Genomic DNA, 16,276 nt, shown 5'->3' with positions numbered 1-16,276 from the left:
AGATAAATTGGGGCAAATATCATTTTATAAAGATGCAATATTGCGTACTGTTCACATTGTGTTGTGAAAACATACACTGTTCCCTGATTGGCCTAGCCTCCAAAGTAGCTAAGCAAAATAGAATAATAATAAAAAGGTGATTGGATGAAACCCAGTACGATCCGAATCGGGCGCCGTTACCGCAGCAACCGGCTGGAAGGGCCTTATGACACGATTGTGATTGGCTCAGGCCCAGGCGGTATGGCCGCTGCTGTCTGTCTTTCCAAGGCGGGTCAGAAAGTGCTGGTGCTTGAGCAGCATTACACCGCTGGTGGCTTCAGTCACAGTTACAGTCGCAATGGTTATGAGTGGGATGTGGGTGTTCACTATGTGGGGGATGTGGGTAATCCGAAGACCATGGCGGGAGCGCTGTTTGGTTACCTGACTGATGGAGAGCTCCAGTGGTCACCCATGGCTGATAACTATGATCGGTTTTATCTGGGGGATGATCAGTATGACCTGATCCGAGGTAAAGATGCCTTCCGAAAACAGATGGTTCAATACTTTCCGGATGAAACTGACGCTATTGATCAGTACCTTAACCTGCTCAAAGAAGTGTCCAATGCCATGCCCGCATTTTCGGCGCAGAAACTGTTGCCGGGCTGGCTCAATAAAGCCATGCGCTTGGTGGGAAAAGGCAAGCTACCGTCGTTTTTTAATGAACCTACCATCGATGTACTCAGCCGCCTGACCAGCAATAAAAAATTGATTGCGGTACTCACTGGGCAGTGGGGGGATAATGGTCTGCCACCGGAGCAATCCAGCTTTATGGTGCATGCCCTGATCGCCAGACATTATATGTTTGGCGGTTACTACCCGGTTGGTGGAGCCTCACGCATAGCCGAAACCATGATTCCCCAGATTCAGGCCAGTGGTGGAGAGCTGTTCACCTATGCAGAAGTTACCAAAATTCTGATTGAGAATGGTCAGGCAGTGGGCGTCAAAATGAAAGATGGCACCGATATACGCGCACAGCGGGTCATCAGCAATGCCGGTGTTTTTAATACGTTTGGTCGCTTGCTGCCTGCATCCACAGCAAGAACGACGGGGTATCTGGATAAGTTGAATCAGGTAACACCTTCCATGACCCATCTGGGGATGTATATCGGTATTGCCGATACGGCAGAAAATCTCGATTTACCCAAGACCAACTTCTGGATCTATCAGGATGAACACCATGGCCAGAATGTTGATCACTTTTTGAAAGACAGTAATCAACCATTTCCGGTTGTTTATATCTCGTTCCCGTCGGCTAAGGATGCAAGCTGGGATGAGCGTTACCCCAATCGTGCCACTATTGAAATTGTGGCTCCGGCAAAATATGAATGGTTTGAGCAGTGGAAAGATGAAACCTGGGGAAAACGTGGTGAGGATTATGATGCGTTGAAAGAAGGCTTTTCTGAACGTCTGCTTGAAGTGCTCTATGAAAAGCTGCCTCAGCTCCGGGGGAAAATTGATTACTATGAGCTATCAACGCCCTTATCTACCGACTTCTTCTGTTTCTACAAGAAAGGAGAAATTTACGGGCTAAGCCACGACCCCAATCGATTTAACCAGGACTGGCTGAAACCTAAAACGGATATTCCCGGTCTTTATCTGACAGGGCAGGATGTAATGACCGCCGGTGTGGTTGGTGCAGCCATGTCAGGACTAATGACGGCCGGTTCGGTACTGGGGATGGTCGGTGGCTGGAAGATGCTCAAGCAGTTACGTAGCTGGAAGCCGGTGCAAAATAGGCCGTTAAATAGGAGTCATTAATCGGGTATTTTAAAAATATTATCTGGAGATAGCATTTTTCTTATATCCCTCTACTTTAAGTGCCGGATGCTAATTAAGTCCAAAGCAATAACCCCGGCATTTTATTGATAAGGAAACATATGTTTCAGTACTTATATAAGGCCTGCATATGATAAATGCAGGTATAGTAATAGATAATACTTTCTTCCATGTGAACGTATATTCACCTGATCATCCACCGCAAATGATGTTTCGTCCTACAGTCATTACTGTTCAACCTGGGCCAGTTGGAGTGCTTCGGCCTGCTTTGCAACCTGTAGAAATGCGACATCTTGATACTCGACGTTGTGAAATTCGAGGATATGGCTGCATCTTATCGGTTCACATGATGTCCCCTGTGCCTCAGGGAACTTTAGATCTTCGATCAATACAGCGAGTTAATCAAAATGAGAGAAATGAATAAAAGACAGTTAATGCACTTAATTCCGAGCAACAAATAAACTTAAATTGTAACTATTCAGCACCCTTCATATAAATCTGGAATTTTCTGATTTTTCGACCATCATCTTATACTCAATTTTTCTAACAAATCTCCAGTATGGAACCAGACTTCCCAGCTACTCCGTTTACCGAAGCTCTCCTTAAAGAGAATGAAGAGCTTCGGACCGAGAATGCGCTTTTACGGGAACGTTGCAGCGAACTGGAAGAAAGGGTTAATAAAAACAGTCAAAACAGTAGTAAGCCACCATCGTCAGATGGTTATCAAAAGCCCAGTAAAAAAGGGAGTGATAAAGGTGATACATCTTCCAAAGAAGCCCCCTGCTCCTCACAGGAAACACCGAACCCCAAAAGCCTTAGACCATCTTCAGGCAATAAACCAGGTGGCCAGAAAGGTCATCAAGGCTCTTGTTTGAGACGTGTCGCCTTACCCGATTATGTCAGGCATCTGAAGGTTGAAAAATGTTGCTGTTGCCAGTCTTCGCTTATCGATATTAAACCCACCAAATACATTGAGCGACAGGTTTTTGATCCAGGTAGACCCGGAGAATTTGAAGTTACCGCGTACTGGGCAGACGTTAAAGTATGTCCTTGTGGTAAACGGAACACCGCTGAGTTTCCCCAAGGAGTGAAAGCCGCTGCTCAATACGGAGAAGTGACTCAGGCAATGGCTGTTCATTTAAACCAGTATCACTTCATCCCATATCACCGGGTGTCTGAGTATTTCAATACTATTTATTGCATGAGTGTCAGCGCAGGCTCTGTTGCCAATTTTGTTGCCTATACCCATGAGAACCTGGCCTCTACTGAGCAGAGTATCCGCGATGCTTTACAAGAAAGTCCGGTTGCAGGAGCGGATGAAACTGGCATGCGGGTTGACGGTTCACTGTGGTGGTTACACATTATGCGAGATGACCAATGGACGCTTTACTACCTCTCAGAAAGGCGAGGTTGTGAAGCAATGGATGCAATGGGCATCCTGCTGACTTTTGCAGGCATTCTGGTTCACGATCATTGGAAGTCCTACTTTGCCTATGCGGCAGTGCATGTGCTTTGTAATGCCCATCATCTGAGAGAGCTTCAGGGAGTTGTCGATAGGGATGCGAATAAGCTGGCTCTGCGGCTGATGAAATTGCTTACGCTCTCCTGGCACTTCTGCAAGAAATACAAAGCAGCCGGTCTGACTCAAATGCCTGGTGCAATACAGCTTCGCATTGAGACGATATACGACCAAATCCTTCAAAGGGCTCTCACGAAGGAAACCGCTTATATGGAAAAACAACGACAGGTGCTTGGACGTAAGAAGGTCAGGAATACCAAGGCCTACAACCTGTTCAAAAGGCTTATTGAGTTTAAGGTTGAAACGTTGCGCTTCATGTCGGACTTTTCAATTCCCTTCGATAACAATGGCAGTGAACGTGATGCCAGGATGGCCAAACTTAAGCAGAAGATCTCAGGCTGCTTCAGAAGCGAAGACGGAGGTACCATGTTTACCCGAATCCGAAGCTATTTATCATCTGCTAAAAAGCAGGGGTTGAACATATTTCAGGCGCTTCTTAAAGCGGTTCGAAATTACAACAATACGCCTTTGCTGGGTGCTGAATAGTTACCATCAAACAATGGATGAGGCACCATCCGAATTCGCAGATACAAATCACCACTGCCACCATCACCGATGCCCGGTGAACCCTGCCCTTTCAGGCGAATCAACTCTCCATCGGTTACGCCGGGAGGGATTTTTACCTTAAGGGTTTTATTCATCTCGGTGACATGGCCATGCTCATCGTAGTGGGGCAGGCTATAGGAGATGGTTTTGGACTCTTCCGAGAGGGTGTCTTCAAGAAAAACAGGCATCTCGGTTTCAATATCCTGCCCTCGCTGGCTATATGTCCTGTGTCGTCCAAAGTCGCTGGCTTGGGAGCCTGAGCCACTGCCAAAAATGGACGAAAAAAAATCTGAAAAGTCGCCCTGAAAATGATTTCCACCATCGCTCCAGGAACCGGAGGGTTCCCAGCCAGGCGGTGGGCGAAAGCCCTGTTGAGATCCTCCATACTGACGAATTTCATCGTACTCTGCACGTTTAGCGTCGTCTTTCAGTACTTCATAAGCTTCAGCAACCTCCTTGAACTGGTTTTCAGCATCATGATGGTCACTGACATCCGGGTGATACTTCCTGGCCAGCTTTCGGTAGGCGTTCTTTATCGTCTTCTTATCAGCATCAGGATCAACACCCAGAATCTTGTAGTAGTCTTTGAATTCCATAATGCATCCAGTATTGCTACAAGGGGATTTCAATAAACAGAGTTGGAACGTCTATGAGCCAACTATAGACCAAGAGAAAATGTTCTCATTGAGTAATAACAAACATAAGCAACATGCCTTAAGGGCTGAATGTTTGCTAATGGTGTTTCGATGAAAGGTTAATGGTTCACTGCATTTAATAGTTTTAAATAGCTAATAAAAATTGAACTTTTCATAACTAAAACAATCATAAAAGATGCAGTTTTTTTATTCCCGGATAAAAAGCACAGCTGGTAATAAAGATATCACGCACACCATTTAATGGAGTTGATTTTTTGTAACTATTCAGCACCCTTCATATAAATCTGGAATTTTCTGATTTTTCGACCATCATCTTATACTCAATTTTTCTAACAAATCTCCAGTATGGAACCAGACTTCCCAGCTACTCCGTTTACCGAAGCTCTCCTTAAAGAGAATGAAGAGCTTCGGACCGAGAATGCGCTTTTACGGGAACGTTGCAGCGAACTGGAAGAAAGGGTTAATAAAAACAGTCAAAACAGTAGTAAGCCACCATCGTCAGATGGTTATCAAAAGCCCAGTAAAAAAGGGAGTGATAAAGGTGATACATCTTCCAAAGAAGCCCCCTGCTCCTCACAGGAAACACCGAACCCCAAAAGCCTTAGACCATCTTCAGGCAATAAACCAGGTGGCCAGAAAGGTCATCAAGGCTCTTGTTTGAGACGTGTCGCCTTACCCGATTATGTCAGGCATCTGAAGGTTGAAAAATGTTGCTGTTGCCAGTCTTCGCTTATCGATATTAAACCCACCAAATACATTGAGCGACAGGTTTTTGATCCAGGTAGACCCGGAGAATTTGAAGTTACCGCGTACTGGGCAGACGTTAAAGTATGTCCTTGTGGTAAACGGAACACCGCTGAGTTTCCCCAAGGAGTGAAAGCCGCTGCTCAATACGGAGAAGTGACTCAGGCAATGGCTGTTCATTTAAACCAGTATCACTTCATCCCATATCACCGGGTGTCTGAGTATTTCAATACTATTTATTGCATGAGTGTCAGCGCAGGCTCTGTTGCCAATTTTGTTGCCTATACCCATGAGAACCTGGCCTCTACTGAGCAGAGTATCCGCGATGCTTTACAAGAAAGTCCGGTTGCAGGAGCGGATGAAACTGGCATGCGGGTTGACGGTTCACTGTGGTGGTTACACATTATGCGAGATGACCAATGGACGCTTTACTACCTCTCAGAAAGGCGAGGTTGTGAAGCAATGGATGCAATGGGCATCCTGCTGACTTTTGCAGGCATTCTGGTTCACGATCATTGGAAGTCCTACTTTGCCTATGCGGCAGTGCATGTGCTTTGTAATGCCCATCATCTGAGAGAGCTTCAGGGAGTTGTCGATAGGGATGCGAATAAGCTGGCTCTGCGGCTGATGAAATTGCTTACGCTCTCCTGGCACTTCTGCAAGAAATACAAAGCAGCCGGTCTGACTCAAATGCCTGGTGCAATACAGCTTCGCATTGAGACGATATACGACCAAATCCTTCAAAGGGCTCTCACGAAGGAAACCGCTTATATGGAAAAACAACGACAGGTGCTTGGACGTAAGAAGGTCAGGAATACCAAGGCCTACAACCTGTTCAAAAGGCTTATTGAGTTTAAGGTTGAAACGTTGCGCTTCATGTCGGACTTTTCAATTCCCTTCGATAACAATGGCAGTGAACGTGATGCCAGGATGGCCAAACTTAAGCAGAAGATCTCAGGCTGCTTCAGAAGCGAAGACGGAGGTACCATGTTTACCCGAATCCGAAGCTATTTATCATCTGCTAAAAAGCAGGGGTTGAACATATTTCAGGCGCTTCTTAAAGCGGTTCGAAATTACAACAATACGCCTTTGCTGGGTGCTGAATAGTTACGATTTTTTAAAGGTTTATTTATGGGTGGAGTAATTGGAAGTCTAGGTCATGCGGGTGATGCGCAAAATAGAGTAGCAAGACCTGAAAATGTTGAATCTGAGGAAGGGCGAGCCGGTCACCGGCATGTTATAAAAAAACATGTACCTAATAGTATGTCGTCATCCAGTGATAGTTCCAGGCTGGCCAGAGCTGGAGTACTTTTTTTAGCAGGTATTTCGGGCGTTTCTGCTGTAGCAGTTGCTCCGCCGAACACTGGAGATATCGTTAATTGCAACATGATTCAAAATAATGACTTCGTCATGAAGCAAATCGAAAAAAATGAACAATGTAACGTACAGCTAAGAAAATTCGAAGGTGATGCTCGAGTATGTCAAGCCAGGTTTGAAGACAAATCATACAATAAACTTGAAACAATGGATCAGAGAAAAGTTTCTGAATACTGTACTCAGGCAGTAAAGCAAAACGCAACGGCTGGTCATTTGGTTTGCCAGCATCAAGTTGATGTAAATAATGATTTACAGTCCAAGCTTCATCAAGCTCAAGAACAATATCAAGATCTGGTTGCAAACTGTACGGCTGAGAATACAGCGCTTCAGGAACAACATCAGGAACAGGTAGCCAATCTGACTGCGCGGATTGCACTGCTTCAGAAGCAGATTCAGGAGATGAAAAACAAGCAGACCACTGTTCAACTAACTGTTGCTCAGGCTTCAGCAGCAGCGTCAGGAATCGGGCTGTCAATGTTAGGAGTGGGAGCTGGTATCACCAAATTGTGTTGTTCTGGAAAATCAAAAGACAAGAAAGAGACAGTGGAGCCTGGTCAGAGTTCTCAGCCAGTACAGGTGCTTCACCAGTCTGAACCTTATGCTGTTATTCCTATGGAAGTGGTTTCAGTAGAAGTCTGTGAGGATGACCATCGTTCAGGAGATAGAAGAAGGCTGCATGGTTGAAAATATTATCCTGTGAAAAGGGTGAACACACAGGTGCAGACCTCGTTGCCTTTAGATAAGAGTAAGGCAACAGGTCTGATTGGTTTCTGATTACCCGTTGCTCAGCTTTTTTAACGCATTGATTTTTTTCATCAGCCTGAACGACTGAAATGCGCAGAAAATGGCGATGGGAATGGCAACAGCCAGCGCAGGGTCAACAATCAGTGTGTTGCCAAGCCATGGGTGCAGTGACTCAGGAGACGCTCTGAATTTGGAAGTATGCCTGACCCTACAGTTACTAAAGTTCCTGTCATGCGACAGTCGGGCTAGTACTTTTAAGATGATGGTTTTTTTATGTAATAAATCAACAAGGTTTAATTTAGAAATAAACTTAATTTTGAACGGTAACGGGTTAGTGTTTAATGAGTGATCAATATCGCAGCAACTAAAAGAGGGTAAGTATCGGTGAGCTTTCCTCCAACCGGGATAAAATGCAGTTCAGAAACGGCTATCTTCAGGAACGTTATTGACGAAAAAGACGAAGGTTATTGCTTACCATCAGGTGTGGTCAGCGAGCCTTCCTCACCGATTAAAGGCACATTTAGAAATAAAAATAATGTGACCCGTTTTCATGGAAGAGGAGTCATCAGCAGTACCAGAATTGAGGGAGGTGGAAACTGTATTGCTCACCGGCATTTAACCCGGCACATGGAGTTAATAAAAGCGGTTTTTCCTCAAAAATGTTACGAGGAATCACCATCGTATCTGAATGATCTTGTCACCAGAAAAGGCAAAGTGAGAATACAGGGGAGTGAATTCCCTCTGAGAGTATTGAGGGAGTACAACATCAAAATATATTGTGGTCAGGGAAATAAATCAGATGCAGTAGGGGGTGGAAAATTTGGTACCGTTATTCCCTTCAAACTGCATGACATTTCCACAGAGTCTATCAGTTTTGTCTTTAAAACGGAAAGCAAGACAGACAGTGAAAAATTCATTGCTTCATTTAACAATCCCCCAGAAAATTTGAAGCAGTTATATCCCCTTAAAGGAGGCTTTCTACAGGCGCCATTAAGAGCAAAACTGGCCTTTGATCTTGCGAAAATGTTGAAGCTGTCAGGCAGGCTCGCCTGTACTGAAATTGGACTGAATAATCACCGTGAGTTTGGTACTTTGATGGCTGAAATAAAGGGTGTTAACGCTGATGTTCATCTCAGAACTCTTCGAAACCTTGGGCATTTAGGGAAAAATTTTGATCTTAGGCAGGCTGACTTGAAAACACTCTTAAGACTGGGGGTGATCGATGAGTTGGTGTATTCAGAAAGCGTATTGCTTGACTATCTATGGGGACGGCATGATCGGTCAAAATTGACAAACGTTATGGTTGAGCCTTTAGAAATGGATACTGGGAAAGCTAATATTAAACTTATTGATATGGACCTCTGCTTTCCAGCAGGCAATGACTCGCTGGATAATTTGTACTGTGAATGCCATTACCACAGAGACCGGGTAGTAGATTTAATGATAAAGGCGGTTTCAGAACCAGACAGCGGTTCTGAGTTGAGTTCTGGTGAAGGCTTATCTTTAGCTATCGGGACAATGACAATTGCCGCAAAAAAACAGGAAGATACTAGGGATCAGTTTTATAGGCTATTAAAGGGCTTTGGTGAAAAGTTAGAAAGGCTTATAGGAGAACCCCAACAGCAGGCTTTTATTGAAAGAGTAAAAAGGCTTAAAGAGTTGATGACGCCAATACCAACGGCTGTCGCAGACCCAGCTGTACATTCATAATTGAAAGTGTCTACCGTAATTACTGATTGATTTAGAATAGGGTGGAATACACCTTGAAAAGGTATCCTGAGGAAAGTAAAGACAGGCCTGTCTTCTATTTACACTGAGGCAACAGGCCTGATTCAGTAACGACTACCCGTTGCTCAGCTTTTTTAACGCATTGATTTTTTTCATCAGCCTGAACGACTGAAATGCGCAGAAAATGGCGATGGGAATGGCAACAGCCAGCGCAGGGTCAACAATCAGTGTGTTGCCAAGCCATGGGTGCAGTGACTCAGGAGACTCTCCGAATTTGGCAAACATGCCTAATCCGATTACGATCATGGCCGGAGCATCCGCCATCTGCGTCAACATTAACTTTTTTTCTACGGCTTTCAGCTGTTCTTCGATGTTGGTTTTATCAGAGTCCATTAAAACAATTCCTGAGTGTTTTTTACCTGTCTGGTGCAAAAAGATCACACGCCCGGCAGGCGTGGGTCAAGGCCTTTCCTTGTTCTGGTGTGGGCTGAAGGCCTTACCTCTAACTTCATGGTTTCAGGAGGCTAGGAAATCCATTGGCTGAAAGCATTGATTCATTCCCTCCTCAGCAATGTCTCTCAGTGCTTTCTGAATTTCGGTAATGGGCACTGAAGTCTTCTTGTCAATCCGATGACCCTGAATCATTTCTGGCTTATCCAGTACCCATGCTTTTTCCGGCTTAAAACAATACAGACGTTCGGGCGCATCGAACAGGAAATCCCCGCCGCTCAGCTGGCTGTGTTCATTGATGCGTTGAAAATGTCGGGTGACCACCTCAGAGAGGCATGCATCGATGAACTGACCTGCTTTGCCAAGCAGATATAATCCTGTTGCTGTTCTGGGGGGACAGGTGGAGTCAAAAATTGAGATGAATGTTCTGGGGTTGGCAGCAATAAAGTTTGAGTGAGTTGAGGTAACGCTGGAAGCCCAGAATATGTCAGCACTCTCGTTGAGAGAGTAATAAACCGGGCTTACCCATGGAGAACCGTCCAGCGATGATGTGCCCAGTGCACAGTAGATATTCTCCAGTAATAATTCAGCGGCCTGCTTTGAGTGGGCTTTCATACTGATTGCCGGTGGTTATGAGTCCGATTATCAGGATAGGTTTCCCCTCGCCACTGTAAAGCTGCATAAAGTGGTTTTGTTGATTAGCAGGCCGGCTCAGGCAGAAATAACGTTATCCTGACTTTTTCAGTGCTTTCATAAAATCGGCGAAATGAGGAGCCAGCGTTGAAAACAGTTCCGAGTTTCGGTGCTGTAACAGGACGCCACCAAACAGTTTGATACCCAGCCCTAACTGTTCAGCAGTCTCTGGTTCGATATCCGGTCGTTGTTTCAACTTTTTCAGTATGCCGAATATTTCGTCGTGGCTGATAAAATTAAACTCAACGGGCTGATCGTCTGGCGTTGAACCATCAGGGTTCAGAGTATGCTCAAGACGAATTGTATAGTGATGACCTTTTTTCATGTTCAAGCCTAAACTACGTAAGTCTGGTAAGGATAGCTGCTGCAGACTGAGGCTGGTTGATGCAGGTATGCAAAAAGGAGGGCTGAAAGGGGGGATTATTTAAGCAGGTACTCACTCTCCCGAACACCCTCGGACATACTGTAACTACCCTGCGTTGTGTTTACGGAGTTGAGCTTCTTTTATGGCCTGCTCTTTTGAGTAATGGTGAGTATCGCAGGGAATGTTAAAGCGTTCGGCCAGAATCTGACAGGTCTGCTCTGCAATGGCGTAATGAGCCTCAGCACTCGGGTGCACGCTGTCGCTGTAAAATGCGGTTTTACCCGAAGTTACCTGAGAGAAATGGTCACGGATGGGTTGCCAGCTGTCATCAAATGCCGCATTACTTAGCAGTTCCTGAGTCACAATATTGTGCTGCTGTTCAGCCTCTTTACGTTTTTCTGCGATGCGGGCCTGGCGCTCTTTTTCAACCTCTTCAGCATCGTCCATACCGGGTATCGGAATATTCAGAATAGGGTGTTCGAAATCCCATTGCGGATCGTTTCGGAGCGTTCCAAACACTTCTTCGCCATCGATTTTCATGACACGATAGCCAGAGTGCTGTGGAAAGGTTTCCCTCAACAGGTTAATTCTCATACTGAGGCTGGCATTATACACCTGCCACTTTTCATGCAACTCCTGTCGTTCCGGGGAGTTAAGAAACCTGGGGGCGGCCGTGATATCGGGCAGTACAAAGATAATAACCCGCTGGGCTCCCGCCAGCAGCACATTGTAAATATCCTGTGCCTGTTCCTGGGCAATATCGTCAGGGTCGTGCCAGTTATTCAGGAAATCATTACCGCCATTAAAAAAGACAACCAGTGTGTCCGGCGAGATCAGCGGGTCAGATGGGTGTTTATTGACCTTGCTCCTGCGCTCACTCAGGTAAGACTGAACAATCAGACCCTCGCAGGGGGGGATGAGGCTGCCCTGAAAGAGTGTGACGGCGGCATCCATGACTCCCTCCACAGAACGGAGGAAGGCACCAGGTCTGCCCAGCTTACCTTCAGCGCACAGTATCCAGCTTCCAGCCATGGCCCGGTTATCAAGGTTGACGGTGTGCTGTTCCGGGGATGACATCATCTTTACCAGCACCTCTGGCCACATCAAATCCATATCCCGGCCAGTGGTCCATTTCCCTGTTTCGTAGTGCTCGATGTCGGGTAACAGGGGTATCTGATCTGCAAACCGAGCAGTAGTCGAGAGTAAGGTATCTTCAGCCACGGCTGGCATCATAGAGACCAGGTCTGCATTAATGATCTCTCCCAGGGCTTCGGTCTTATTAGCCAGAAGCCTGCTGATCGTTTTGATGGAGGGCATCAAGCTGGCAATATGGGAGTACTGAACCTTTCGGAGAAAACGGGTAGTGCGTTTCACTGCAACCAGCAGATGGTTGTCCAGCCTCTGCTCTATGACTTTAAGGCTGGTCAGCATGTTCGTCAGCAGTGCTTCCAGCTGATTAATAACGCGTTCTTTCAGACCTGTCAGTAACCGTCGAAGAAAGCGTTGTTCGCGTTTTTCTGCCTGAAGTTCTATACGATAAAGTTCGAATGTTTGTTCAATATTCCGGATGCTGCTGGCGCGGGAGAAAAACTGGCTCAGATCAATAGGTGGCTCTTCGAGTAGCAGGTTGAAATCGCCTCTCAGGGTTTTCAGCAAATTGAATGTTGAGAGTGCTGACTCTGGCGAATGAAAGTCATCTCCATGACTGTCTGAGAGGCTATCCCCAAATACAAGTAACGTATTGGGAGACCACGGCTCAGGTTTCATGAGTATAGGTGCGCTGATGTCGAGCTCATGAGCAGCACTGGTTTGCAGAAAACACAAAACGAAAAAACAGGTGACCAGTGTATACAAGCAGTTTTTCATGGCTGGACTCTGATGGCATTGCTTACACATGTTCTAGCTGGAACTGACCGCGAGGTTAGATTAATTGGAGATCAGAGCCCGTTTTTCTTTTCTATGGTCATTCCTTTTGGTTCGGCTTTTCGGAGTCTTAAGTACGCTTTTTCACTTCGTGGTGGGCTTTTTCGATTTCTCTGGCCATTGTTCCGGGAGCTTCCAACATGGGTAAATGGCCTATTTTTTCAAATTCAACCAGCTTGATGTGTTCGACCTCCCGCTTCAGCACCCGGCCGCCATCCACATGCAGAATTTTATCTTCAGTTCCCCAGTACACCACGATAGGGCCAGAGTAGGTTTTCAGCACCTGTTCCAGCGGGCCTTCAAAAATAAGGTTGTTGCCTGACCGTTGATGGGTTGCAAAAAAAATCTTCTCCTTCAACGACGGGTTGCTGGTAGCTTCACGGGTTAACTGCTCAATGGCAAAGTCTGGCAGGTAGGGCACTTTATAAAAGCACTTCTGCAATAAAAACGCATATTCTTTCTGATTACCCGGCAGCAATGCATTATGACCACCGGCAGCAATGCAGTTAAACACTTCACTGTGTTTTGCACCTGCTACGCCCAGTGGATTTAACAGCAGCAGAGTTCTGATCCGCTCAGGGTGTTGTGCGGCAAAATTAGCCGCCAGATAGCCACCATAAGAGTTACCCGCCAGCATAACGTCCGTTAACTGCTTGTGCTGAACAAAGGTCAGCAACCGCATGAGCTGGTCCGCTAATCCGTAACTGGCTTCTGGATCATGATAACTGTGTCCAAACCCTGGTAGATCAACGGCAATCACATGGAAGTCACGGGTCAGGTATTTGGCCAGTTTGTTCCAGTTGTCCTTATTAGCGCCAAATCCATGCAGCAGGAGAATGGTTGAACCTTTACCGCCTTCCAGGTAGGCAAACGTACCGTCAGGTGTTATCAACTGTTTGGGGCTAAGGCCGGCCAGCTTTCGCTCGCACCAGAGATAACCATCAAATAAGCATTTATTGATTGTTGTTTTCATTTTGTCAGGTTTACTTGCTCACAGGTTAGTGAGCATATTTTATCAAAAAGTTATTATTTTCAGAAAATTGCAATGGTGAGGTAGGACATGGATGTCATAACTAATCCTTCGAACAGTAAATTTGATGATTTTTTTCAATACGTTAAGAAAAAAGAATGGTCCTCAACGCGGCCACAGTTTCCTATTGGTGGCGAAAAAAGGTGTGTATCACTTACTGAAAATAACAGAGGTTCTATTAAACAAAAGTCTTATGGCTATTTTTCCGCGACCACGCAAAGAAAAAGGAAACTTACTGATTTTATGAGTACAGTAAGTTTTGCTGAGCATTACACTGCTCCTTTACATTCTGCAGAGAATAACAATACTTCATTAATAGCTCCCATGGTCAGAGAAAAGTCTTATGGCCATGTTCTTTCTGATGGTCAGCGGAATAGTAATCTTCGAGTTTTCAGGGAAAGCACTGGTTATATACAAGTAGATAGCTTTGCCTCAAATCATGAACAAGGCTCTGTGGATGATGCCAGAATATCAAGACTTGCCAGTTTTATAGCCAGTGCGAATGACCGATTTGGTGGTACCGGACATCAGATTCCCAGAACCAACCTCAATCTTGGACCTCATTACAGTTTTAAACTTGTATCAGATAAAGATCTCAAAAGTGTTGAAGGCAAATGCTGTGGAATAACACTTGAGGAACTAAGTGATTTGGATGATCCAGTTGTACTGAAAAAACAACTCTACAGTCTTAAAGCGTTACAAGGGTGGATAAACGTGAAAAAAGAATTGGAAACTCCTAACGGCAGAGAGGAATTTCAAATATCTGAAGTTTTCAGAGTTCCACCAATTAAAAGTTGCAAATAGGTGTATTTTCGAGCCATCAGAGCCATTGAGAAAAAAAGCAGGTTTTAGATTAGTCTGAAAAAGATGAGTCCAAACCCGTTTTGTTAGAAGAAGAACCTTTATCAGTGCTGCAAGAGCACTATTACTGTGCTGTTCGTCCCAGTGTTCAGAGTCAGAGCTCTTGCGATAGTTCGGGGCATGGCTCTTCATAAGTCAAAGGATGGGGGCAGGTATGTCATTATGACTTGATAGAAAGCACAATAATGTCCCTGGCTATTCATCATGAGCTTGCTAAATGTTGTGCCAGCGATTCTTTTACATACGAACTGACATTCTTGTTTTGTATATCCTCGCAGGATGTAACTTTGATATGCCTGCGCAGTTTACCCTTTCCTTCCAACACCGAATCTGGATCCGATAAGCTGGCGCCCTCACTGAATTCGATAGAGGCGTGGGATTGATAGAAGAACAGGCCTCCTATCAACCTCTGGCCTTTGGAAAAGACCAGACCGCCGTACTTAATGTCTTCAATGACATCTGGGTCAACATTGAAATACATATCTCTAATCTTCAGCGCCATGTCGTAACGTTCGGCCTCTGTCGATTGAAGGTCCATCATAAAACCAGCAATTCTTTGAGTGCTGAAATCCTTCATCGTCGGCAATGTCCTCTAACTTGAAAGTCCTTGCTTCTCTTTTGCCTTATCATTTGGTGGATTGCTTATTCAGGCTGTACAGGTTGGCGTTTACTCCCTTGATGGTGATTGCTTTGGAGAAGCGCTGACCAATACGCTCAGAAACGTTAATAGACGCCGTGTTTTCGGGAATGATAAGGCTGATCAGTGCGTCCGCACTGGTATTCTCAAACCCCCATTGAACCGAACGGTGTGCCGCTTCCGTCGCATAACCTTTACCCCAGTACTCCCTTGCCAATGCCCAGCCAACCTCAATGCCCGGCCATCCCTCTGGATTATAAAGCCCGACTCTGCCGACAAACTGGCCCGATAATTTCTCCTCAACGGCCCACATACCAAACCTGCGGAGTTCCCAGTGGCCGATCAACATCGCTAATCCTCTCCAGGACTCTTCGCTGGACAGTGTCTGACCCGTGCCTATGTATTTCATGACTTCCGGGTCAGCACACATCTGTGCGTAGGGTTCAACGTCCTGTTCATTGAAGCCTCTGAGAATCAACCGGTCAGTCTCAAGGATAGGTATTATCATTCCAATGAATCATCCACTTATAATTGATGAATGTACCAGTGTTAGCCACCTGTGGCTGGGGGTAAAGCATTTCGGTCGAGAAGCAAAACCCGGAAAGCTCCGAAACCATAGGTTATGGGAATTATTCGCCATTGATAACCTTATAAAATGACTTTATTGCCCTGGATACCGTAATAATGACAGCTAAGGCATTGGCCGCATCAACAGCGACCTCTTTTCCATTAATGTTTTTGAAATCGGGTGAAACGGCTTCCAGCTCACCTTTATCAAAAAATATTCCATAACAGCTCAGGCAGTAATCTAATTCAATACCCTCAACGTCAGCATGATGAAGTGGTTTATCAACACAGCATGGGCACTTGAGGTCAGTGCTTTTCTGAGATGGGCGAAGGCTGTTGATCACCAGATGGGTATCAAGTTCTGAACGGTTAACCCAAGTACCTTCACAATAAAAACAAACGAGGTATTCTTTATTTCTGTAAGGCTCAACTCTCAGCCGTTCCTGGCACTTTGGGCAGTTATTCTGAGTCATAGATAGTAAAGGCTACTCTTTGAGAGTCAATCTGAGGAGTAAAAACATCACTTTCAGCCAGCTACTGGATGAGCTTGCTCGAGAGCAAT

Annotated in this window: 15 protein-coding genes; 6 read left to right on the top strand and 9 right to left on the bottom strand. The window is 45.4% G+C overall.

The genetic code is table 11. The features are described from left to right. The first annotated feature begins 144 nt into the window (after positions 1-144). Positions 145-1,797, top strand: a complete 1,653-nt coding sequence (locus tag ACOCLE_RS15660; RefSeq protein WP_419533261.1) for a phytoene desaturase family protein — start codon at positions 145-147, stop codon at positions 1,795-1,797. Positions 1,798-2,374: 577 nt separating this feature from the next. Beyond that, entirely contained in the window at positions 2,375-3,880 is a 1,506-nt protein-coding gene (gene tnpC / locus ACOCLE_RS15655; RefSeq protein WP_419532963.1) for an IS66 family transposase, read from the top strand. Here the strand turns inward: tnpC (ACOCLE_RS15655) and ACOCLE_RS15650 are convergent. Beyond that, positions 3,847-4,536, bottom strand: a complete 690-nt coding sequence (locus tag ACOCLE_RS15650; RefSeq protein ID WP_419533260.1) for a DnaJ domain-containing protein — start codon at positions 4,534-4,536, stop codon at positions 3,847-3,849. The two genes, tnpC (ACOCLE_RS15655) and ACOCLE_RS15650, sit on opposite strands and share 34 nt — an antisense overlap. A gap of 405 nt (positions 4,537-4,941) precedes the next feature. On the opposite strand from ACOCLE_RS15650, the gene tnpC (ACOCLE_RS15645) reads away from it, so the two are divergent. The 3 genes from tnpC (ACOCLE_RS15645) (at position 4,942) to ACOCLE_RS15635 (ending at position 9,171) form a co-directional block, all read left to right on the top strand. After that, complete coding sequence (gene tnpC / locus ACOCLE_RS15645) at positions 4,942-6,447, top strand: IS66 family transposase (protein WP_419532963.1); 1,506 nt, start codon at positions 4,942-4,944, stop codon at positions 6,445-6,447. 24 nt (positions 6,448-6,471) lie between these two features. Continuing rightward, a complete protein-coding gene (locus tag ACOCLE_RS15640) occupies positions 6,472-7,401 on the top strand; it encodes a hypothetical protein (protein WP_419533259.1) in 930 nt (309 codons plus the stop codon). Between the two features lie 444 nt (positions 7,402-7,845). Beyond that, positions 7,846-9,171 (top strand): hypothetical protein, encoded by a 1,326-nt coding sequence (locus ACOCLE_RS15635; RefSeq protein ID WP_419533258.1) that lies wholly within the window; start codon positions 7,846-7,848, stop codon positions 9,169-9,171. Positions 9,172-9,303: 132 nt separating this feature from the next. Here the strand turns inward: ACOCLE_RS15635 and ACOCLE_RS15630 are convergent, their stop codons facing one another. From ACOCLE_RS15630 to ACOCLE_RS15610, 5 genes are all read right to left on the bottom strand, one after another. Continuing rightward, on the bottom strand, positions 9,304-9,582 hold the full coding sequence (locus ACOCLE_RS15630) for a hypothetical protein (RefSeq protein ID WP_419533257.1): 279 nt from the start codon (positions 9,580-9,582) through the stop codon (positions 9,304-9,306). Positions 9,583-9,705: 123 nt separating this feature from the next. Then, a complete protein-coding gene (locus tag ACOCLE_RS15625; RefSeq protein WP_419533256.1) occupies positions 9,706-10,254 on the bottom strand; it encodes a pyridoxamine 5'-phosphate oxidase family protein in 549 nt (182 codons plus the stop codon). A 112-nt stretch (positions 10,255-10,366) separates the two neighbouring features. After that, positions 10,367-10,657: a DUF3861 domain-containing protein gene (locus ACOCLE_RS15620; protein WP_419533255.1), complete on the bottom strand. Its 291-nt coding sequence runs from the start codon at positions 10,655-10,657 to the stop codon at positions 10,367-10,369. A 144-nt stretch (positions 10,658-10,801) separates the two neighbouring features. Then, positions 10,802-12,463: an SGNH/GDSL hydrolase family protein gene (locus tag ACOCLE_RS15615; RefSeq protein ID WP_419533254.1), complete on the bottom strand. Its 1,662-nt coding sequence runs from the start codon at positions 12,461-12,463 to the stop codon at positions 10,802-10,804. 226 nt (positions 12,464-12,689) lie between these two features. Beyond that, complete coding sequence (locus tag ACOCLE_RS15610) at positions 12,690-13,592, bottom strand: alpha/beta fold hydrolase (RefSeq protein ID WP_419533253.1); 903 nt, start codon at positions 13,590-13,592, stop codon at positions 12,690-12,692. 87 nt (positions 13,593-13,679) lie between these two features. Here ACOCLE_RS15610 and ACOCLE_RS15605 point away from each other — a divergent pair, with 87 nt between their 5' ends. Further along, positions 13,680-14,453, top strand: a complete 774-nt coding sequence (locus ACOCLE_RS15605; RefSeq protein WP_419533252.1) for a hypothetical protein — start codon at positions 13,680-13,682, stop codon at positions 14,451-14,453. A gap of 259 nt (positions 14,454-14,712) precedes the next feature. On the opposite strand, the gene ACOCLE_RS15600 is transcribed toward ACOCLE_RS15605, so the two are convergent. The 3 genes from ACOCLE_RS15600 to ACOCLE_RS15590 all read right to left on the bottom strand — a co-directional run bounded on the left by ACOCLE_RS15600 (position 14,713) and on the right by ACOCLE_RS15590 (position 16,187). Then, the gene (locus ACOCLE_RS15600; RefSeq protein WP_419533251.1) at positions 14,713-15,087 is read right to left on the bottom strand and encodes a DUF1801 domain-containing protein; all 375 of its coding nucleotides are present in this window, start codon (positions 15,085-15,087) and stop codon (positions 14,713-14,715) included. Positions 15,088-15,136: 49 nt separating this feature from the next. Further along, positions 15,137-15,655 carry a GNAT family N-acetyltransferase gene (locus ACOCLE_RS15595; protein WP_419533250.1) on the bottom strand — a complete coding sequence of 173 codons (519 nt, stop codon included), beginning with the start codon at positions 15,653-15,655 and terminating at the stop codon, positions 15,137-15,139. A gap of 121 nt (positions 15,656-15,776) precedes the next feature. Continuing rightward, on the bottom strand, positions 15,777-16,187 hold the full coding sequence (locus tag ACOCLE_RS15590; RefSeq protein WP_419533249.1) for a zf-TFIIB domain-containing protein: 411 nt from the start codon (positions 16,185-16,187) through the stop codon (positions 15,777-15,779). Between the last annotated feature and the right edge of the window lie 89 nt (positions 16,188-16,276).

It is taken from the genome of Endozoicomonas sp. (genome assembly GCF_965196975.1).
Classification (GTDB): Bacteria; Pseudomonadota; Gammaproteobacteria; order Pseudomonadales; family Endozoicomonadaceae; genus Endozoicomonas.
The sequence above is the reverse complement of the archived record's forward strand: the minus strand, read 5'-3'. Positions and strand labels throughout refer to the sequence as shown.